Source organism: Pseudomonas sp. GW821-FHT02A08 (assembly GCF_059422045.1).
In genome coordinates, this window is sequence record NZ_JBWKWD010000008.1 from 153,843 (window position 1) to 172,703 (window position 18,861).

The 18,861-nt window shown below is 61.1% G+C and carries 19 protein-coding genes and 1 pseudogene; 9 read left to right on the plus strand and 11 right to left on the minus strand.

Annotation, left to right across the window (positions count from 1 at the left end; all coding sequences use genetic code 11):
* Positions 1-14: 14 nt before the first annotated feature.
* Positions 15-1,616 (minus strand): 5-guanidino-2-oxopentanoate decarboxylase, encoded by a 1,602-nt coding sequence (locus AC07W4_RS08710; protein ID WP_495032153.1) that lies wholly within the window; start codon positions 1,614-1,616, stop codon positions 15-17.
* A gap of 379 nt (positions 1,617-1,995) precedes the next feature.
* Positions 1,996-3,105 (minus strand): DUF2817 domain-containing protein, encoded by a 1,110-nt coding sequence (locus tag AC07W4_RS08715; protein WP_495032154.1) that lies wholly within the window; start codon positions 3,103-3,105, stop codon positions 1,996-1,998.
* 167 nt (positions 3,106-3,272) lie between these two features.
* On the opposite strand from AC07W4_RS08715, the gene ggt reads away from it, so the two are divergent.
* The 3 genes from ggt (at position 3,273) to AC07W4_RS08730 (ending at position 5,958) form a co-directional block, all read left to right on the plus strand.
* Positions 3,273-5,105: a gamma-glutamyltransferase gene (ggt, locus tag AC07W4_RS08720; RefSeq protein WP_495032155.1), complete on the plus strand. Its 1,833-nt coding sequence runs from the start codon at positions 3,273-3,275 to the stop codon at positions 5,103-5,105.
* 175 nt (positions 5,106-5,280) lie between these two features.
* Complete coding sequence (locus AC07W4_RS08725; protein WP_090457679.1) at positions 5,281-5,583, plus strand: type II toxin-antitoxin system HigB family toxin; 303 nt, start codon at positions 5,281-5,283, stop codon at positions 5,581-5,583.
* Positions 5,584-5,586: 3 nt separating this feature from the next.
* Entirely contained in the window at positions 5,587-5,958 is a 372-nt protein-coding gene (locus tag AC07W4_RS08730) for a helix-turn-helix domain-containing protein (RefSeq protein ID WP_495032156.1), read from the plus strand.
* A 57-nt stretch (positions 5,959-6,015) separates the two neighbouring features.
* Here the strand turns inward: AC07W4_RS08730 and ddlA are convergent, their stop codons facing one another.
* Positions 6,016-7,110: a D-alanine--D-alanine ligase gene (gene ddlA, locus AC07W4_RS08735; RefSeq protein WP_495032157.1), complete on the minus strand. Its 1,095-nt coding sequence runs from the start codon at positions 7,108-7,110 to the stop codon at positions 6,016-6,018.
* Between the two features lie 165 nt (positions 7,111-7,275).
* On the opposite strand from ddlA, the gene AC07W4_RS08740 reads away from it, so the two are divergent.
* Together AC07W4_RS08740 and AC07W4_RS08745 are read left to right on the plus strand one after the other, a co-directional pair.
* Entirely contained in the window at positions 7,276-8,085 is an 810-nt protein-coding gene (locus AC07W4_RS08740) for an AraC family transcriptional regulator (protein ID WP_495032158.1), read from the plus strand.
* Between the two features lie 76 nt (positions 8,086-8,161).
* The gene (locus tag AC07W4_RS08745; protein WP_108228436.1) at positions 8,162-8,530 is read left to right on the plus strand and encodes a cupin domain-containing protein; all 369 of its coding nucleotides are present in this window, start codon (positions 8,162-8,164) and stop codon (positions 8,528-8,530) included.
* 12 nt (positions 8,531-8,542) lie between these two features.
* Here AC07W4_RS08745 and AC07W4_RS08750 read toward each other — a convergent pair whose 3' ends face one another.
* The 5 genes and pseudogenes from AC07W4_RS08750 to AC07W4_RS08770 form a co-directional block, all read right to left on the minus strand.
* Positions 8,543-9,142 (minus strand): flavin reductase family protein, encoded by a 600-nt coding sequence (locus AC07W4_RS08750; RefSeq protein ID WP_495032159.1) that lies wholly within the window; start codon positions 9,140-9,142, stop codon positions 8,543-8,545.
* Positions 9,143-9,309: 167 nt separating this feature from the next.
* A complete protein-coding gene (locus tag AC07W4_RS08755) occupies positions 9,310-9,918 on the minus strand; it encodes a methyl-accepting chemotaxis protein (RefSeq protein WP_495032171.1) in 609 nt (202 codons plus the stop codon).
* A pseudogene (locus tag AC07W4_RS08760) lies at positions 9,901-10,626 on the minus strand (PAS domain-containing protein); the annotation flags it as partial. The gene AC07W4_RS08755 and the pseudogene AC07W4_RS08760, both read right to left, overlap by 18 nt.
* A 120-nt stretch (positions 10,627-10,746) precedes the next feature.
* Positions 10,747-11,301, minus strand: a complete 555-nt coding sequence (gene pseH, locus AC07W4_RS08765) for a UDP-4-amino-4,6-dideoxy-N-acetyl-beta-L-altrosamine N-acetyltransferase (protein ID WP_495032160.1) — start codon at positions 11,299-11,301, stop codon at positions 10,747-10,749.
* A gap of 28 nt (positions 11,302-11,329) precedes the next feature.
* Entirely contained in the window at positions 11,330-12,643 is a 1,314-nt protein-coding gene (locus tag AC07W4_RS08770; protein ID WP_495032161.1) for an MFS transporter, read from the minus strand.
* A 201-nt stretch (positions 12,644-12,844) separates the two neighbouring features.
* Between AC07W4_RS08770 and AC07W4_RS08775 the strand changes: the two genes are divergently transcribed.
* The 3 genes from AC07W4_RS08775 (at position 12,845) to AC07W4_RS08785 (ending at position 16,298) form a co-directional block, all read left to right on the plus strand.
* On the plus strand, positions 12,845-14,263 hold the full coding sequence (locus AC07W4_RS08775; RefSeq protein ID WP_008046111.1) for a short-chain fatty acid transporter: 1,419 nt from the start codon (positions 12,845-12,847) through the stop codon (positions 14,261-14,263).
* Between the two features lie 192 nt (positions 14,264-14,455).
* Positions 14,456-15,628 (plus strand): hypothetical protein, encoded by a 1,173-nt coding sequence (locus AC07W4_RS08780; protein ID WP_495032162.1) that lies wholly within the window; start codon positions 14,456-14,458, stop codon positions 15,626-15,628.
* Between the two features lie 145 nt (positions 15,629-15,773).
* Positions 15,774-16,298 carry an SET domain-containing protein gene (locus tag AC07W4_RS08785; protein WP_495032163.1) on the plus strand — a complete coding sequence of 175 codons (525 nt, stop codon included), beginning with the start codon at positions 15,774-15,776 and terminating at the stop codon, positions 16,296-16,298.
* A 6-nt stretch (positions 16,299-16,304) separates the two neighbouring features.
* Here AC07W4_RS08785 and can read toward each other — a convergent pair whose 3' ends face one another.
* Positions 16,305-16,949 (minus strand): carbonate dehydratase, encoded by a 645-nt coding sequence (gene can / locus AC07W4_RS08790; RefSeq protein WP_008046121.1) that lies wholly within the window; start codon positions 16,947-16,949, stop codon positions 16,305-16,307.
* 168 nt (positions 16,950-17,117) lie between these two features.
* On the opposite strand from can, the gene AC07W4_RS08795 reads away from it, so the two are divergent.
* Entirely contained in the window at positions 17,118-17,522 is a 405-nt protein-coding gene (locus tag AC07W4_RS08795; protein ID WP_495032164.1) for a serine kinase/phosphatase, read from the plus strand.
* Positions 17,523-17,651: 129 nt separating this feature from the next.
* Here AC07W4_RS08795 and rimI read toward each other — a convergent pair whose 3' ends face one another.
* Positions 17,652-18,104 carry a ribosomal protein S18-alanine N-acetyltransferase gene (gene rimI / locus AC07W4_RS08800; RefSeq protein ID WP_007978046.1) on the minus strand — a complete coding sequence of 151 codons (453 nt, stop codon included), beginning with the start codon at positions 18,102-18,104 and terminating at the stop codon, positions 17,652-17,654.
* Positions 18,097-18,843: an energy transducer TonB gene (locus tag AC07W4_RS08805; RefSeq protein WP_495032172.1), complete on the minus strand. Its 747-nt coding sequence runs from the start codon at positions 18,841-18,843 to the stop codon at positions 18,097-18,099. The genes rimI and AC07W4_RS08805 overlap by 8 nt, the downstream gene beginning before the upstream one ends.
* Positions 18,844-18,861: the final 18 nt, after the last annotated feature.

Consider the following 18,861-nt stretch of genomic DNA (forward strand, 5'->3'; position numbering starts at 1 on the left):
TCACTCCAAACGGTTCAGGCAGACAGGAAAGCGGCGGCGTCCAGCTCCAGAAGAATCGGCTGACGGGTGTGGGCCTGGCTGGCAAGTACCTCGCGCAACTGCTCAAGGCTGCTTATGGCGATGTGGGCGACGTGGCAGGACTTGGCCAGTGCGGCAAAGTCCGGTGGCAGGATGTCCACGCCCAATGGGGGAATATCGCGGTTGGTCATGTAGTCGCGGATTTCGGCATAGCAGTGGTTGTTCCACAGCACCACGATCACCCCCAACTCCGCTTCACGGGCAGCGATCAGTTCGGCACTGGAGAACTGCACGCCACCATCGCCGACCAGCGCTACCACGGGACGATCGGGCGCGGCGAGCTTGGCGCCGATGGCCGCCGGCAAACCGTAACCCAGGGTGCCAAAGCCTGTTCCGGCGTTGAACCAGCTGTTGGCTTGCGGGGCGCGATAACCCAGCGCGCCCTGATACACCGGCTGGGTCGAATCGCCGACCACAATCGGCGCGGGCAGGCTGTCGCGCAGGGTGTCGAGCATCTGCTGCATGACGCTCTGCTTGCTGCTCCAGCCGGACCGTTCGGCAGCGTTGACCTGTGCCACACGCTGATATGCCCAGTCGCTGGCGCAAGCTTCAGGCACTGCCGCCAGGAGCGCTTGCAGCCCTTGCCCGGCATCGCCCAGCAAGCCCACGTCGGCGCGTGCCGCCCCCAGGATCTGCAACGGATCGATGTCCAGGCGAATCAGCGGCGCATTGAGTGACAGCGGGCCCAGACCAAAGAAGTCGTAATCGGTTTCGCCCAATTCGGTACCGACCGCCAATACCACGTCGGCTTCGGCAAACAGAGCGCGGCCATGAGCCGACGACTGCACCCCGTCGAGCAACAGTGGATGCTCCGGCGCCAGCAGACCCCGGGCATTGGTGGTCAAGGCAACCGGCGCCTGCAACTTTTCCGCCAGGGCCTGTACCAGCGGGCCTGCGCCTCGGGCGCCACCACCGGCGAGGATCAACGGCTTGCGGGCCGCCGCCAGCAGTTTCACCGCCGCCGTAATATTCGCGGCTGCCGGTGCCGGGGCTTGCGGCAAGGTACGTGGGCGCAGGTCGAGGTTGTCGGCCGGCATTTCCAGCACGTCCAACGGAATCTCGATGTGCACTGGACGCGGGCGGGCACAGCCGAACAGCGCGAAGGCGCGGGCAAGCACTTCCGGCAATTCCTCGGGCCGCTGCAAGGTATGGCTGAAGGCGCAGACCCCGGCGACCATTGCACGCTGGTCGGGCATTTCATGCAGGTAGCCGTGGCCCAGGCGTTGATGTTCGCGGCGGCTGGTGGTGGAAATCACCAGCATCGGCACCGAGTCGGCGTAGGCCTGGCCCATGGCTGTGAGGATGTTGGTCATGCCGGGGCCAGTAATGATGAAGCACACGCCGGGCTTGCCACTGGCCCGGGCGTAGCCGTCCGCCATGAACCCTGCACCCTGTTCGTGACGCGGGCTGATGTGGCGCAGAGAACTGCCGTGCAGCCCGCGATAAAGTTCGACCGTGTGCACACCGGGAATGCCGAACACCGACTCCACGCCGTAGCCTTCAAGTAACCGGACGAGCGCCTGGGCACAACGGGTCATGCGAGCACCTCTTTATTCTTTTTAGGAATGCCAGGCTCACAGAGACCTGAACCGAGGGCCCTAGTATTGGTGAAGAAACAATTACATCAATCGAAATAAATTTGCGATACTGTCAAATTTTATTGAACGGTTATATTCAATATTTGGGCACGTCATTGACCCCATCACTGGCGCTACGCAGGTTGTATGCAGCGCCACCCGTGGCGTGATGTACATGCGCAATGCGATTCGCTTTGCGGCGACGGGGGTTCAATTGTGCAAAGTGGCCGGGGCTACGGCACTCGAAGGCGGCGTGATGGTTTCGGCGTGATGGCGACGCGGCTCGCGTGCCAAGGTCACAGGCAAGCCTGAACCGCAGCCATCGAGTCACCGAGTCGTGTCAGTTGCGAACCGTCGGTAATGCCGACAACGCCCGCCCCCAGATCTGCCAGGTGCGCAGCCAGACCATCGCCTGCCAATCGCTGTCGGCGGGATAGAACTGCTCGAGCAGATTCAGCTTGATCCCGCGCCCTGTTGCGTCATTCGGGTTGCCGTGCAGATGCAGCCAGTGGTCATCGCGCAGATGACGGTGAACGTCCGGCCCCGGGTATGTCCCGCACTCGATGACAAACGGCATCAGCCGCACCTGTGGCAGCGCATTGATCAGCGCTTGCGAGGTGTAGCCGGTGGCCGTTGCCGCCACGCCGGTTTCGCTCAGGGTGTTGGCACCGGTTTGCAGACTGTAGAGCCACGGGCCATAAATCGCCTGCGCATCCGCCAGCGCCGGATAGGCGGACTCGGTGATGGTCAACAACATCGGATGACCGTACTCGCCAGCGCCCGTGTGCAGGTCGAAACACATGGCGACCTCGGCATGGGCCACGTGCGTTTGCACGATCCTGTGCAACGTGCGGTTCGACCAGCTCGGCGCCAGCCCGCCGAAAAACAGGCCGTCGGGATGAGCATGCTGACCGCCCTCGACAATCGACATGACTGCCGGCCAGCCGTGCAGGCGAATCTGCTCGTCGAGCAAGGCATCGGCACGATCACGCTCCGGGCCGTGCAACTGCGGGCAGGCATAGATTTCATGCAGGGCGTTGTAAGCCTGGTTGTCTGGCAGCGGTTGCTGGAAATCCAGGTGATTGCGGTTCAGGTCGATGTTGTCTTCGTTGACCCGGCGCAACCACGCCATGCCCCAGGGGTTGATGGCATGGATCATGACCACGGCGACATCCGTTGGCAGGGAGCGCTTGCCCAACTCCTGCAGCCATTTGATCTGGCAGCCCGAGCCATAGAAGCCTTCGACTCCGTGAGTGCCGCTCAACGCGATCAGCAGTCGCTTGGCGCCCGGATCACCCAGCACCGCCACATCGGTACTCAGGGACTCGCCGAACGGTCCTTTGAGCGGGTGTGGATATTCCGTCAGCGTTGCGCCTGCCGTGGTTGCGGCGGCCAGGAACTGTTCACGCTGGGAGCGATAGCTGGACTGGGTGGGGAACTCGGTTTGCATGTCTGCCTCTTGTTGATTTTCCGGCCTGCCTGTTGGCAACGACCCTACAGAAAATCCCGCCATTGATGAAGGACAAAAACGTCGGTGCCGCAGGACCTGGTTTGCTTCCCTCCCGGTCGGCCGATAAAGTCCACTGATCGTAGATCCAACGGACGGAGTACCCCCACGTGTTCTCAACCTTCCCTTTGCGCCGCTATCGCCTGCCAGCCCTGGTTCTGCTCGCCAGCGTCTTGACCCTGGCCGCGTGCAACAACGCATCGGTGCCGACGCTGCCGCTCGCACCGGAAAGCGCTTCCGGTTTGCGCACCGACCTGAAAACTCAACACGCGGAGAAATACATGGCAGCGGCGGCCAACCCGCTGGCGGCCGAAGCCGGGCGGGCGATGCTGCGCCGGGGCGGCTCGGCCATCGACGCGGCGATTGCGATGCAAGCAGTGTTGACGCTGGTCGAGCCACAGTCTTCGGGCATCGGTGGCGGCGCACTGATCGTACTCTGGGATGGCAAGGCCGTGCGCACCTACGACGGACGTGAAACGGCCCCGGCCGCCGCCACCGAGAAGCTTTTCCTGCAAGCCAACGGACAACCGATGGGGTTCACCCAGGCGCAGATTGGCGGCCGCTCGGTGGGTACGCCCGGCGTATTGCGCGCCCTGGAACTGGCCCATCAAAAACACGGACGCCTGCCTTGGGCGCAGCTGTTTGAACCAGCCATCCGGCTCGCCGAACAAGGCTTCGCCATTTCGCCACGCCTGCACCAGTTGATCGCCGCGGATTCGTCCATGCCGCGCTCAGCGGAAATGATGGCTTACTTTCGAAATGCCGATGGCAGCCCGAAAACCGTCGGCACAAACTTGAAGAACCCGGCACTGGCCGCCGTATTCAAACGCATCGCCCATGAAGGCCCGGATGCCCTGTACAAAGGCCCGGTCGCCGAGGAAATCGCGGCCAAGGTGCAGGGCCACGCCAACCCCGGCAGCCTGTCCCTGACCGACCTCGCCAACTACCAGGCCAAGGAGCGCGCACCACTGTGTACCGATTACAAACGCTGGCAAGTCTGCGGCATGCCACCGCCGTCTTCGGGCGGGATCGCCGTGGCGCAGATCCTCGGCACGCTGCAAGCCCTTGAGACTCGTGATAAACGCCTGGCGCTGGCGCCGCTCAAACCAGTCAAGACCTCGGCCCCGGCCGGCATTGAACCCACCCCGCAAGCCGTGCACCTGATCTCTGAAGCCGAACGCCTGGCCTACGCCGACCGCGCTCAGTACGTCGCCGACACAGACTTCGTAGCCGTGCCGGTCAAGGGCCTGGTCGACCCGGCCTACCTCGCCAGCCGCGCCGCCCTGATCGGCGAACGCAGCATGGGCACGGCCAAACCCGGCACTCCGCCAGGCATCCGGGTGGCCTATGCACCGGACCGTTCGCCGCTGCGGATTTCCACCTCGCAAGTGGTGGCCGTCGATGACGCAGGCGGCGCCGTATCAATGACCACCACCATCGAGTCGGCGTTCGGCTCCCACATCATGGTTCAGGGTTTCATGCTCAACAACGAGATGACCGACTTCTCGTTCATCCCCGAGGAAAACGGGCAGAAAGTCGCCAACCGCGTCGAACCCGGCAAACGCCCGCGCTCCTCCATGGCCCCGACCCTGATCTTCGACCGCCAGAGCGGCGAATTCCTCGCCACCGTCGGCTCTCCCGGAGGCTCGCAAATCATCGAATACGTGGCCAAATCCACCATCGGCCTGCTCGACTGGAACCTCGATGCCCAGGCCGCCATCAACCTGCCCAACTTCGGCAGCCGCAATGGCCCGACCGAACTGGAACAGGGACAGTTCAGCCCGATGCTGATTCAGGCGCTGAAAGACAAGGGGCACAGCGTGAGCGAGATCGACATGACCAGCGGGACCCAGGCGATCGTTCGGGTCAAGGACGCCCAAGGCAAAGCGTCGTTGACGGGAGGTGCTGATCCGCGGCGTGAGGGGCAAGCGCTGGGGGATTGAGTCGTACACGGGGATGAGAAAGGGCTTACCGGTGGGTAGGCCCTTTTTATAGGTAAAGAGTCCAGGTCACCTCTCTCTCGCTGCTTTTTCCTACCCGCAAACAATTGCGTCCTGGTTAGAGTTTCCGCGCCTCCACAGACTTGCATCAGTCCCACGATGGGACTAGGATCATGCCATGAGAATCATCGCCATCAATCAGCTGAAGCAATTTTGGGAGAGATACCCGAGCGCAGAACAACCCTTGTTGGCCTGGATTGACGAGGTAAGAAATGCAGCCTGGAAAACGCCTGCCGACATAAAGCTGCACTTCGCTACAGCCAGTATTCTCAAAAGCCGCAGAGTCGTGTTCAACATCAAGGGGAACGACTTCAGGCTGATAGTCGCCGTGGCTTATCGCTTTGGCGCCGTGTACATAAAATTTGTCGGCACTCACAAGCAGTACGACACGGTCGACGCTGATAACGTCGAAATGGAGTAACCCATGAACATTCACCCGATTCACACCGAAGAGGATTACCGCGCCGCTCTCAAGAGCGTGTCTGCACTGTTTGAGAATGAACCAGAAATTGGCACTCCCGAGGGAGATTACTTTGACATCATGATTACGCTGATCGAGTCGTATGAGTCGAAGCACTTCCCGGTCGATTTACCCAACCCTATCGATGCGATCAAGTTCAGAATGGAGCAGTCCGGGTTGTCCGCCGCCGATCTTGCACCCGCTATCGGCCGCACAAATCGTGTTTATGAAGTACTCAATGGCAAGCGAGCGTTGACGCTTCCGATGATCTGGAAACTGCACGAGCTGTTCGGGATACCCGCCCAGAGCCTGATCAAACCGGTCAAGCAGGCGTGATCAGGGTCGGTTCTTGCAAGCATACCCACCGATAATACGGACAATGCAGAATTCCGCTTATCGACTGATCTTCAACCCCTGCCGAACCTGGTGCTTTTCCAGCGCCAGCTCGATCAGTCGCGTCACCAGTTCGCTGTAGGTCATGCCGGTGGCCTGCCACAGTTTCGGGTACATGCTGATGCGGGTGAAGCCGGGCAGCGAGTTGATTTCGTTGATCAGCACTTCGCCGCTGTCGGTCAGGAACACGTCGACGCGGGCCAGGCCGGAGCAGCCCAGTACCTGAAATGCCTCGACGGCCAGGGCGCGAATGCGCTCGCTGGCCTCGACGCTGATACTGGCCGGCACCACCACTTCAGCAGCCGTGTCGTCGATGTATTTGCTGTCGTAGGAATAGAACCCGCTGCGCACCACGATCTCGCCGCAGCCGCTGGCGATGGCGTCTTCGTTGCCAAGCACCGCGCATTCAATCTCGCGGCCGCTAACGGCAGATTCGATCAACACCTTGGTATCGAAACTCAAGGCCAGCTCCACCGCTGCGCTGTACTCAGCCACGTCGGTGACCTTGCTCACGCCCACGGAAGAGCCCTGATTCGCCGGTTTGACGAACAGCGGCAAACCCAATTTGCCCCGCACCTCGGCAAACCCGGTGCGCGCCGCCGTAGCGCGGGTCAATGTCACGAACGGCGTCACGGCCAGCCCGGCATCGCGCAGCAGGCGCTTGCTGATGTCCTTGTCCATGCACACGGCCGAGCCAAGCACATCGGAGCCGACAAACGGCAGATCGGCCATGCGCAGCAAGCCTTGCAGGCAACCGTCTTCACCGAGGGTGCCGTGGACAATCGGGAAGATCACATCGACGTGACCGAGCATTTCCTGACTGGAGGTTTCCACCAGTTGCTGACTGGCTTTGCCCGGCACCACGGCCAGTTCGCGATTGGACTGATTGAGGGCGATCAGGGCCGGGTTTTCCTGGTTCAGCAAAAAACTGGAAGGGTCGTTGAGGTGCCAGTGGCCTTGTTTATCGATGCCGATCAGCACCGGCTCGAAGCGTGAACGATCCAGCGCATCGACGATGTTTTTTGCCGACTGCAGCGACACCTCATGCTCAGCCGAACGGCCCCCGAAAATGATCCCCACGCGCAGCTTGCTCATGACCTGGCCTCATCCTGACAAATAAAAAACGACCTGTAGAGAATGCGCCACACAGTGCAGCATTTGCCCTGGGTTTTCTAGCGGACAAGCCGCCATCCGATCAGAAGACAGCGAACCGCTGTCTGGGTTACCGTGTTGTGCATCAAGCTCAAGACAACAATCACCATGGCCAAGCGTTTGCCTCGAAATGACTGGTTCCATCGCGCGCCCGATGTCGGTGGGCTTCAGCGTTTCGAGGCGTTTTTTGCCGGCCATGGCTACGATCTTCACCGCCACGACACCTATGCCATCGGCCACACCCTGGCCGGGGTGCAGAGTTTTCAGTATCGCGGTGGCTGGCGTCACAGCCAGCCAGGCGCAACGATCGTGCTGCACCCGGACGAAGCCCACGATGGCGAGGCCGGTACCGAGTCCGGTTTCCAGTACAGGATGATGTACATCGAACCGGCGCTGATCCAGCAGATGCTCGGCGGGCGAGCACTGCCATTCATCAAGACCGGGCTGTCGAACGATCCCCGCCTTTTCGCCGCCACGGGCGCGTTGCTGCGCAGTCTGGATTGCCCGCTCGACCCGCTGGAAGAACAGGATGCGCTGTTCGATCTGGCGCAAGCCATGAGCACGGTTTCCGGTGCAGCGGGCAAACGCTCGGGTTTCGATTACGTGGCCGCGCAACGCGCGCGGGAATACATCCACGGCGCCCTGGATCGCACCGTGACCCTTGATGAACTGGCGCAGCACAGTGGTCGGGATCGCTGGAGCCTGTCCCGGGATTTTCGCCTGTTGTTCGGCACCAGCCCCTACCGTTACCTGACCATGCGGCGCCTGGACATGGTCCGTGCGCTACTGACTCAGGGTCAGACGCTGGTCAGTGCCGCGCTGATCGCCGGTTTCACCGACCAGAGCCACATGACTCGACAATTCAGCAAAACCTACGGCCTGTCACCGGCCCGCTGGATGAAAATGCTGCGCCGTTGAGCCACGCACAATCGTACAAGAAGTGCGCCGAGTCGCTGGCTATCGTGGGTTCACAAACAACCGCGAGAGCTGTTTCATGAACGCTTACGAAAGCCTGAACTTCGCTGAAAAAATCAACCGGATCGACTCACACTGGTCACCCCGGGTCATCGCCGAAATGAACGACTACCAGTTCAAGGTGGTGAAGCTGCTAGGGGACTTTATCTGGCACGACCACCTTGATACCGACGAAACCTTCATCGTTCTGGAAGGCCAGTTACGCATCGACTTTCGCGATGGCCACGTGCTGGTGAACGCCGGGGAAATGTACGTGGTGCCCAAAGGCGTCGAGCACAAACCCTGTGCCGGGCAGGAGGTAAAACTCCTGCTGATCGAACCCAAGGGCGTGCTCAATACCGGCCGCGAAGGTGGCGAGCGCACGGCCGAGAATGATGTGTGGATTTGAGCGCTGATCGGCTCAAGCCTGCAAGGTCTTGCCATCCACCGGCTCACCAATGGTCAAAAAGTGCCCGCCCGCTACGTGGTGCAAGGTGCGCAGCGCATCCTGCCCCTCGAAGTGCCAGCGACCTTCGCTGAACACACGTTCGTCAGCCTGGGCGGCAATCACTTCGGCCAGGAACAGATCGTACTGCTGGTGGTTGTTCGGCTCCGGCAACAGGCGACATTCCAGCCAGGCCACGCAGCCTTCGAGCATCGGCGCATCGACCGACTCGCCGGTGAAGGTCTGCAAGTCGTAGGTTTCAAACTTGTCGCGCCCCTGGCCCTGGGTCAATTCCAGGCCGGAGGTCGAACCGACGGTTTGCACAATGTCGGCCTGGGCAGCGCACGGAACGTTCAGCACAAAAGTGCCCGAGGCTTCCAGCAGTTGGCGAGTCCAGGTGGATTTGTCCAGCACCACGGCAATTTTCGGGGGTTCGAAATCCAGCGGCATGGCCCAGGCTGCCGCCATGATATTGCGCTGGTCACCGTGGGCTGCGCTGACCAGCACGGTCGGGCCGTGATTGAGCAGACGATAGGCCTTGGACAAGGGGACCGGACGACGGTGGGAAACGCTCATGGGAGTCTGCTCCTGGGGAAAGAGCCGATTGTAGCGCCCACGTAACCCTGTGGGAGCGGGCTTGCTCGCGAAGGCGTCAGTTCAGTCACAGTTGCGTTGAATGACACACCGCTTTCGTCGGAACGCCGCCCGGAGCAAGCCCGCTCCCACCAAGAGCTGATCGCAGGTCAGTTAGTGAGCTGATTGGCAAACTGCCCCACTGCATTGACCACTTTCTGCGCGCCGTCCTGGATCTCGACAATCACCGTCCCCGCTTCCGCCGCCAGCGCCAGGCCCTGTTCCGCCTGAAGCTTGCCATCGGTCATCAGGGCCACGGCGTTGCGTGCCATGTCCTGGTTCTGCCGCACCACGAGGACGATTTCGTCGGTGGCCTGGCTGGTGCGCGAAGCCAGTTGCCGGACTTCATCCGCCACCACGGCGAAGCCCCGCCCCTGCTCGCCCGCACGGGCGGCTTCGATGGCCGCGTTGAGCGCCAACAGGTTGGTCTGCTCGGCAATGCCGCTGATGGTTTTGACGATGGTACCGATCACCAGCGACTGCTCGTTCAAGGCTTCGATGCCGTCGCCGGCGGTTTGCATGTGTTTGGCCAGGTCACGCATCACGTCTACGGCCTGGGTCACCACGGCGTTACCGCGCTGGGCGCTTTGGTCGGTTTGCTGCGAGGTGCTGTAGGCAATGTTGGCGGCTTCGGCGACGGCGTGTTCCTGATTGACCTGATCGGTAATCACCGTGGCGAACTTCACCACTTTGTAGAGATTATTGTTGGCATCAGCCACCGGGTTGTAGGACGCCTCAAGCCAGACTGTACGACCATGGCTGTCGACACGTTTGAAACGGCCGGCAACGTACTCACCCGCGTTCAGGCGACGCCAGAAGTTCTGGTACTCGGCACTGTTGTAATCCTCCGGCTGGCAGAAGGTGCGGTGATGTTTGCCTTTGATCTGCGCCAGGCTGTAACCCATGCCACTGAGGAAGCGGTCGTTGGCGGTCAGCACGTTGCCATTGAGGTCGAATTCGATCACCGCCGTGGAGCGCACCAGCGCACCTATCAGGTTCTCGTGTTCGCGGGAGGCCTCGATGGTGCGGGTCAGGTCGCTGGAGAAGATCGAAAAGTTCTTGATCCGCCCGTCCGCCGAGCGCACCGGCTGCAGGATCGAACGCAACCAGGCTTCCTGGCCCGTACCGCGCAACAGGCGCACCGCGCCAGCGAAATGCTCGCCACGGGTCAACGCGTTCTTGAAACGCAGCTGGAATTCATCGGACTTCACGTGATCCGGGACCAGGTCGTCGATGTGTCGGCCAATCAGGTCACCGCTCTTGTAATGCATTTCGCCAAGGAAGTTCTGGTTGACCGACTGAACCCGTCCATCGCTGTCGAGGGTCAGCACCAGCATCTCGCTTTCCAGACTTTCCTTTACTTGCTGGAGGCTGGAGAGTTCTTCACGAAGAGCCGACAGCTCCTGCTTCAAGCGTTTATTGAACATGGGAAAGCACCGATGGACAGGGGTAGAAAGCGATATGCAGCCTAACCATCGGCCTTGGAAACATTTACTTAAGCGTGTTTCAGGCTTGCCCTGTAAAAATAATTCCAGACCTTTTGCTGATCAGCCGACGCGATTCAGTCGCGCCATCACACCCTGCATTTTCAGCCGGTGTGCAAGCCACTCCTGTCGGGTTATCCCCAGCAGCACCACATCAATCCGGACGCCATCCTTGACGACGTTCTGACGTCGTACACCCTCTATGGAAAAACCGAACTTGCGGTGCATCCGGATCACCGCCGGATTGCTTTGCAGAACCTCACAGTTGAGTTTTTCCAGCCCGGCCACATTGAATGCATAGTCCAGCAACCAGTATTCCAGGCGACTGCCAAGACCTTGGCCCTGCAACTCACTGTCTAGATAAAAAGCCCAGTCGGCGGTTCTGTGCAACGCGTTGATCGCGTTCAGCGATACCACGCCACAGGCCTTGGCATCGTGCATGACGACAAACACCGATTGACGCGAGCTCCCCTTCAACGAGTCGAGCCACGCGCCGTGCTCAGCCTCGGAAATTTCGTGATCGGTGTACATGAACTTGCGAACGTCGGGCTGATTACGCAGCGCTCGCACCCGGGCCTGAATATCACCTGACGCTTCCAGAATAGGCATCACCTGCATCTACATCTCCCTATATCGCTGACCGCGCCTAAGCGCACGGAGCGACTCTGTGCTGTCCGACATGGGGCATGCGTGCCCCGAAGTAGGCTGCACTGCCCACGCCAACCGCCCCCATCACCGCACTGAACATCACGCAGATCCACGGACTCCACGGCATCAGACCGATCAACAACAGCGGTGTGACACTCGCCCATGCGGCGTAGGCAATGTTGTAGGTGAACGAGATACCCGAGACGCGAATCCGCGCCGGGAACAGGCTGACCATCACCGATGGCACCGCGCCAACCACCCCGCAAGCCAGCCCTGCCACGGCGTATGCCAGGCCGATCCAGTCGCCGCCCATGATCAGGCAGCTGTAAAGCACACCGATGCCCAGCGGCAGCAGCAGGCTATAGAGCATCACCGTGCGCCAGGCGCCAATGCGGTCGACCAGCAGCCCGGCGAGCACGCAGCCGATGTTCAGGAACACGATACCCAGTGCGCTCAAGGCGAAGGTATGGCTGGCGGTCATGCCAAAGGTTTTCTGCATCATGGTCGGGGTGATGACCACGAACACCACCACGGCCGAGGTCAGCACACAGGTGAGAATCATCGCCGGCAAAATGGCCAGGCGATGCTCGCGCAAGACCGTGCGCAGCGGCAGTTCGCCGGCCGCCTCGCGTTGCGCCTGCATGGCCATGAACACCGGGGTTTCGCTGAGCCAGCGACGCAGCCAGACGCCAATCACCCCAAACACGCCGCCCAGCAGGAAGGGGTAACGCCAGGCGTAATCGAGGATTTCCGTTGTGCTGAACGCCTGCGCCAGGAAGGTCGCGGTCAATGCGCCGATCAAATAACCGAAGGTCAGCCCCGCCTGCAAGAAACCCAGGGCGTAGCCGCGATGGGCGATGGGTGCGTGCTCGGCGACAAATACCCAGGCACTGGGCACCTCACCGCCCACCGCCGCGCCCTGGAGGATGCGCAGGGCCAACAGCAACAAGGGTGCCAAATAGCCGATTTGCGCGTAGGTCGGCATGATCCCGATCAGCAGGCAGGGCAACGCCATCATCAGGATGCTCAGGCTGAAGACTTTCTTGCGCCCCAGACGGTCGGCGAAGTGTGCCATCAGGATGCCCCCCAGCGGTCGCGCCAGGTAACCGGTGACAAAGATCCCGAAGCTTTGCAGCAGGCGCAGCCACTCGGGCATTTCCGGCGGGAAGAACAACTGGCTGAGGGTCAGGGCAAAAAACACGAAGATGATGAAATCGTAGATTTCCAGCGCCCCGCCGAGAGCAGCAAGCCCAAGGGTCTTGTAGTCCGAGCGGCTGAACGGCGCCGGGAGCGAATCGGTGTTGGCAGTCATGTAAAGAACTCTGGCACAGGCAAAAACCAAGGCGCCCATGGTCTACGCAAACGCACCGGCGGACAACCCGTTAGACCAAAGTCCCATAGCCACGAAACAGCTCCGCAAAAATCCTCGGCTTGAATTAATGTTGGCGTCTGTCCAGACGGGCGGTTACTGCCCCGAAGACCACGACAAACATAAAAATCCGAGGTACCCCCCGTGGCCGCTGATATCGAAGATAGCCGCTCTGCCCGATTTGCCCTGCGCTGCTCAAGTTTTGCCGAACGCTGGTTCCCCGACTCCTGGGTGTTTGCTGCCCTGGCGGTGATTATCGTGGCCCTGGCCACCATGGCGATGGGTGCCAAGCCCACCGATGCCGCGATGGCGTTCGGCGATGGTTTCTGGAGCCTGATACCCTTCACCATGCAGATGGCCTTCGTGGTGATCGGCGGTTATGTGGTCGCCAGTTCGCCGCCAGCGGTCAAACTGATCGACCGACTGGCAAAGCTCCCGAAAAACGGCCGCTCCGCCGTGGCCTGGGTCGCGCTGATCTCGATGGTCGCCTCGTTGCTGAACTGGGGCCTGTCCCTGGTGTTCGGCGGACTGCTGGTGCGCGCCCTGGCCCGCCGTACCGATCTGAAAATGGACTACCGCGCCGCCGGTGCCGCCGCGTACCTGGGTCTTGGTGCCGTGTGGGCATTGGGTCTGTCGTCATCGGCCGCACAATTGCAGGCCAATCCGGCGAGCCTGCCGCCGTCGATTCTGTCGATCACCGGGGTGATTCCGTTCACGCAGACGATCTTTCTCTGGCAGTCCGGCGTGATGTTGCTGGCCTTGATCGTCATCTCTCTGATCATTGCCTACGCCACCGCCCCTGGCCCGAACTCGGCGCGTGACGCCAAGGCGTGCGGCGTTGACCCGAGCTTCAACCTGCCGCCGCTGCAACCACGCACCCGCCCCGGCGAATGGCTGGAATACAGCCCGCTGCTGATGATCCTGCTGGTGCTGCTGGCCGGTGGCTGGCTGTTCCATGAGTTCTCGACCAAGCCGGCCATCAGCGCGATTTCCGGGCTGAACACCTACAACTTCCTGTTCATCATGCTGGGCGCCCTGCTGCACTGGCGCCCGCGCAGCTTTCTGGACGCCGTGTCCCGCGCAGTGCCGACCACCACCGGCGTGTTGATCCAGTTCCCGCTGTACGGCTCGATCGCCGCCCTGATGACCACGGTCAAAGGCGCCGATGCGCAGACCCTGGCGCACCACATCTCGACCTTTTTCGTCAGCATTGCCTCCCACGACACCTATGCCCTGTTGATGGGCGTGTACTCGGCGATCCTCGGTTTCTTCATTCCGTCCGGTGGCGGCAAGTGGATCATCGAAGCGCCGTACGTGATGCAGGTGGCCAATGACCTGAACTATCACCTGGGTTGGGCGGTACAGATCTACAACGCCGCCGAAGCCTTGCCGAACCTGATCAACCCGTTCTACATGCTGCCGTTGCTGGGCGTACTGGGGTTGAAGGCGCGGGACCTGATCGGCTTCTCGTTCGTACAGTTGCTGGTGCACACGCCACTGGTGCTGCTGCTACTCTGGGTGTTGGGGACGACGCTGGCCTATACGCCGCCGGTGATGCCATAGCCTGAATTTACAACCTACGAAAATACATGTGGGAGCGGGCTTGCTCGCGAAGGCGGTGTGTCAATCAACGTGGAGGTCGATTGATCCAATGCATTCGCGAGCAAGCCCGCTCCCACATTTGAAATGTGCCACCAGCGGTTTCAGTATGTAGCACCCACGTTAACGGGAAACCACGCTGAAAAGGATCTGAGCATGCTAAAACTCGCAGGACTCACTTTCGCGGCCCTCACCCTGAGTGCCGCTGCCCACGCCGATGTCGCCTTGAAACTGGGCAGTACCGAACGCGTTACCCGGCTCTTCGCCTATCCCAACAACTGCAACGTGATCTGCTTTCGCAACTGGACGCTTGAGCAAACCGTAGAGCACTACCTGACCCAGAGCGTGCAACGCGATGGCTACGGCGACGCTAAGGTTCTGGTCAAAACCGACAATGGTCAGCTCTACGCTGAAATCAGCGGCGTACCCAACGGCTATGAAAAGCCCCTGGCCGCGCTACTCGACGCCGGCGACCTGGCCTACAACGGCGCCAGTAAACTGAATGCCGATGGCAAGTGGGCGTACAGCTGGTATCTGTTCCTGCCGCTGGGCATGGCCCTGGAAAACCGCAAAAGCATCGAACTGCTGCACTTTCCGCCAGACTATTCGCTGACCCAGGCCCAGGATTACCTGAGGTCCGCCACCACGGATCGCTGGGCCACCCTGCTGACCGCCAACGGCATTCCGGCCGGGCAGACACCGGGCTACCAGACAATCATCGACATCGCCCCGATTGCCGCGCCGTCCAACGCGGGCAAGGACCTCGAAGGCGTCTACGGCTACTTCAAGGATTACCAGACCACCATGGTCAAGGAAGTCAGCCTGAACGCCAGCGGCGCAGCCCTGCCGATGGTCGCCTTCGGCTCGCCGGTGCGTAACTGGATCAAAGAGCAGTACGGGCAGACGGTGAACGTGTTGAGCCTGGTCCAGATCACCCCGGACAACGGCGTGAAGGTCCCCGTGTTGGGCTCCAACCACCCGAGCTACATTTGGTATGCCGCCGATCCGGCAAGCTATACCGGCAGTGACGCCCAGGCCAAGGCCGATGCGGCCGGCCTGAAAGTCATGGGCCAGGACTTGAGTGCTGCGTGCTGGCAGGCCGCCATGGGCCGCCAACCGGACAGCAATCCGGACGTTGAGCTCAATACCTGCCGGCAAACCTGGCAAGTGGCCCAGAAAGAAAAAACCTGCGAGCTGTTCTACACCTCGATCCGCAACCTGTCGCCCCAACAGGCTGTGGGTAAATGCGCGACAGCTTCAATCGTGTCCCAGCTCAAGCAGCTCAAGGCCCCAGCGCCAGCCACGGCAAAACCTGCTCCGCCGTTGTAATCCGATGAACGGCGGTCAAATCTGTCACTTATGACAGTAGACCGCCCGTAGTATCTGCGAGAGGCTTGGGCTGAACCCATGTGCTGCTGTGCTGACAGGACCGTCGGCGCAAGGAAGTCGCAGCACCCAGCAGACAGGGATAGTTATGAAAGCTCACGCCTCTCAACGAAAACGCCCACAACCGCCGCAAGGTATTTACCCCTTTTCGGAGCTGCCCGTTCGCCTGGGATTTCCTTCCCTGGCCGACTTCGAAATCATTGAAAACGCCAAGGGCGAAGCCACGGCTGTTGCCGCACGGCGCGAATTCCCGCGAATCACTCGTCTGTGCCGGGCGTCGGGGCACTTGCTGCCCTATCGCTGCCGGCATACCCGCCAGCTCGCCCCGGGTGTGCACGTCTACGACCCGCGCTTCTGCGGACTTTTGCGACACTCCTGCGACCCCAATATCTTTCTGGATTTGAGCGAGTTGTGGTTATGGGCGCTGAAGGACATCAGCAAGGGGGACTGGCTGACCATGGACTTCGCCGCCAGCGAAGACAAACTGCAACGCCAGTTTGCCTGCCATTGCGGCTCATACGAGTGCCGTGGCTGGATTACCGGCTACGATGAAGAGCCGAACGCCGACGGCCAACTGTATTTACAACAGTGGCGTCGGCGAAGTCGGTATTGAAGGGTTTCACAGAGGTTCGAACGGACGCAGGCGGTACTGCGGCGGCAGTTGCTCGAACCCGCTGATGGTCGCATTCAGGCTCTTCCAGCGGCCGTCCTTGATGCCGTAGATGCAGCCGTGGATCGACAGGCTCTGCCCACGGTGCCAGGCGTTTTGCACAATGCTGGTATGCCCGACGTTGGCCACCTGCTGGATCACGTTGAGTTCGCAGAGGCGGTCGACGCGCTCCTCTTCAGTGGCGTATTTGGCCAGTTCTTCGCGTTTTTCATAATAGAGATCGCGAATCGAACGCAGCCAGCCGTCGATCAGGCCGAACTGGCGATCCTGCATCGAAGCACGCACACCGCCGCAGCCATAATGGCCGGTGACGAGAATGTGTTTGACCTTGAGTACATCGACCGCGTACTGAATCACCGACAGGCAGTTCAGGTCCGTGTGCAGCACGACGTTGGCCACATTACGGTGTACGAACAGATCGCCCGGCAGCATGCCGACGATCTCGTTGGCCGGCACCCGGGCGTCGGAACAACCGATCCACAGGAACTCAGGGGTCTGTTGGCGGGCCAGCTTGGCGAAGAAGTCAGGATCTTCCTCCTTGATCGCAGCGGCCCAACGCTCGTTGTTATCAATCAGATCTTGTAATTCGTTCATGCTTTGAAGCCTCAAGAATGATGCGCAGCTTTGACTGACAACCGTCCGTCGGGGTCACGCGCGAAATGCAGATGCTCTCCTGATCCGGAACACGGGGCTCCATGCCGGTGGAATTCTCGGAAGCCAAGTGGGTCAACCGTAGTAAGGCCTACAGTATGAGGAATTACCATGAATGATTCACGACGTCCGTACGATGCGGTGCAACCGGAACCCGTCGATGACAACGAAGACCGCATGGGCTCGGTGCGCGAGCTGGATTTCGATGAAGAAGAGCCCGGCGCCAGAATCGGTGACGAACTGCCGGAAAGGGAGCGCGAGCAACTGATGCCTCGTCGGCGAGGACGTGAAGCGGGCCTGACCGGAGCCTCGACCGGTGACCATCAACCTACCGACGACGATCTGAGCCCGGAAACCCTGATCCGCGAAGACGGCGCCCGGGATGCCCATGAGGCGGGCAATGACAGGCGTGCGGATTGGGACCTGAGCATCGTCGATGAGGATGATATCGGCGGAGGCGATGGCCTGGATGAGGCGGAACTGGCGCGGTGCGATCCGATGGACGGCAAGCGCTGATTTTTTTAGTGCCTGTTCAGCCGCCTTCGCGAGCAAGTCGAATCGTCGCACCGCCGCTCCCACAGGGGAATGCATTCCAAATGTGGGAGCGGGCTTGCTCCGGGCGGCGATCCGACGAAGCGTTCAAGCTCAATCCACCAAAGTACAAGCCATGACCACCGCATCTTCGCGCCCGCCCACCGCCGGGTAGTAATCCCGACGCCGACCGATCTCATTGAAGCCGTAACGTTCGTACAACTTGAACGCCGCGGTATTGCTGTCGCGCACTTCCAGGAAGCACTCCCGGGCGTCGGCCTTGTAGGCGATCGACATCAAATGCTCAAGCAATGTCAGCCCCAGGCCACGGCCCTGGTTCTCCGGCTTGACCGTAATGTTCAGCAGGTGCGCCTCGTCGAGGATGATCTGCACCACTCCGTGGCCGACCTGTTGCTGACCTTCGAACATCAGCCAGATCTGATACTTGCCCAGGCCATCGAGGAAAATCCCGCGGGTCCAGGGATGGCTGTAGGCCGCGTATTCGATTTTCAGAACAGTTTCCAGGTCCGCCTCGGTCATCGGGCGAAACGATACAGCGTCACTCATTCGATTCTTTCCAGCGCGCCATCAGCCGACGCATGGCTTGCCAGACATCAGCCTTACGCTGTGGCTCTTCCATTAATAATTCCAGGCCCGGCACCGCCCAGGCCGAGCCCAGGCCTTCGATCTGCAATTCGCGATTGAATGCCTCGGCATCCGCCTCACCGGCAAATCGCACCGCGGGCAGGCCGATCAGCCACAAGCAGGCGCAGGGCGTTTCTTCCATGCGCACCGAGAGAAAACCTTGCACGAAGTCGCGGGCCGCTTCCGGGCCCTGATCCATCGTGCCACGCACCAACAGAGGCCAACGCACCGGCTCACCGACGATCTGCGGGCTGTCCGGCAGACCGGCCGCGCGCAGCATGTCCTTGAGCAGCAGGTAGGCAGGATCGCGAGTCTGGAAGGGTTCGCCTGTGGGTAACTCCACCAGCAGCAGGCAACGCCCGGCCCGTAGCAATTGCAGGGCGAAACGCGGGGGTGGCACGACCGGCGCCTTGACCACGACCGGTGCCTCTTCGGCCTCTTCCACCGGTTTGGCCCCGGTGCGGGTGCTGGCCAACGATGGTCGCGACACCTCGACCTTCGCCCGTTCGGCCGGCTTGACCACAGGCGCCACGGGCGTCTGAGCCACAACAGCGGGCACGACAGGCGCGACCACCACCGGCTCGGGGATCTCCAGCAGCTCGGGCCGCGACGGCGCGGCAAAGGGCAATTCGGTGCGCGGCAGCCAATTGACCACCTGCATGGCGGCCAGATAAGCGCG

Excerpts from the sequence above, each read along its gene's own strand:
- AC07W4_RS08770 (WP_495032161.1), bottom strand. The coding sequence starts at position 12,643 with ATGACTGCCAACACCGATTCGCTCCCGGCGCCGTTCAGCCGCTCGGAC.
- AC07W4_RS08710 (WP_495032153.1), bottom strand. The coding sequence starts at position 1,616 with ATGACCCGTTGTGCCCAGGCGCTCGTCCGGTTACTTGAAGGCTACGGC.
- AC07W4_RS08805 (WP_495032172.1), bottom strand. The coding sequence starts at position 18,843 with ATGCAGGTGGTCAATTGGCTGCCGCGCACCGAATTGCCCTTTGCCGCG.
- ddlA (WP_495032157.1), bottom strand. The coding sequence starts at position 7,110 with ATGAGCAAGCTGCGCGTGGGGATCATTTTCGGGGGCCGTTCGGCTGAG.
- AC07W4_RS08715 (WP_495032154.1), bottom strand. The coding sequence starts at position 3,105 with ATGCAAACCGAGTTCCCCACCCAGTCCAGCTATCGCTCCCAGCGTGAA.
- AC07W4_RS08740 (WP_495032158.1), top strand. The coding sequence starts at position 7,276 with ATGGCCAAGCGTTTGCCTCGAAATGACTGGTTCCATCGCGCGCCCGAT.
- AC07W4_RS08780 (WP_495032162.1), top strand. The coding sequence starts at position 14,456 with ATGCTAAAACTCGCAGGACTCACTTTCGCGGCCCTCACCCTGAGTGCC.
- AC07W4_RS08795 (WP_495032164.1), top strand. The coding sequence starts at position 17,118 with ATGAATGATTCACGACGTCCGTACGATGCGGTGCAACCGGAACCCGTC.
- AC07W4_RS08725 (WP_090457679.1), top strand. The coding sequence starts at position 5,281 with ATGAGAATCATCGCCATCAATCAGCTGAAGCAATTTTGGGAGAGATAC.
- AC07W4_RS08745 (WP_108228436.1), top strand. The coding sequence starts at position 8,162 with ATGAACGCTTACGAAAGCCTGAACTTCGCTGAAAAAATCAACCGGATC.
- AC07W4_RS08785 (WP_495032163.1), top strand. The coding sequence starts at position 15,774 with ATGAAAGCTCACGCCTCTCAACGAAAACGCCCACAACCGCCGCAAGGT.
- AC07W4_RS08730 (WP_495032156.1), top strand. The coding sequence starts at position 5,587 with ATGAACATTCACCCGATTCACACCGAAGAGGATTACCGCGCCGCTCTC.
- pseH (WP_495032160.1), bottom strand. The coding sequence starts at position 11,301 with ATGCAGGTGATGCCTATTCTGGAAGCGTCAGGTGATATTCAGGCCCGG.
- rimI (WP_007978046.1), bottom strand. The coding sequence starts at position 18,104 with ATGAGTGACGCTGTATCGTTTCGCCCGATGACCGAGGCGGACCTGGAA.
- AC07W4_RS08750 (WP_495032159.1), bottom strand. The coding sequence starts at position 9,142 with ATGAGCGTTTCCCACCGTCGTCCGGTCCCCTTGTCCAAGGCCTATCGT.
- can (WP_008046121.1), bottom strand. The coding sequence starts at position 16,949 with ATGAACGAATTACAAGATCTGATTGATAACAACGAGCGTTGGGCCGCT.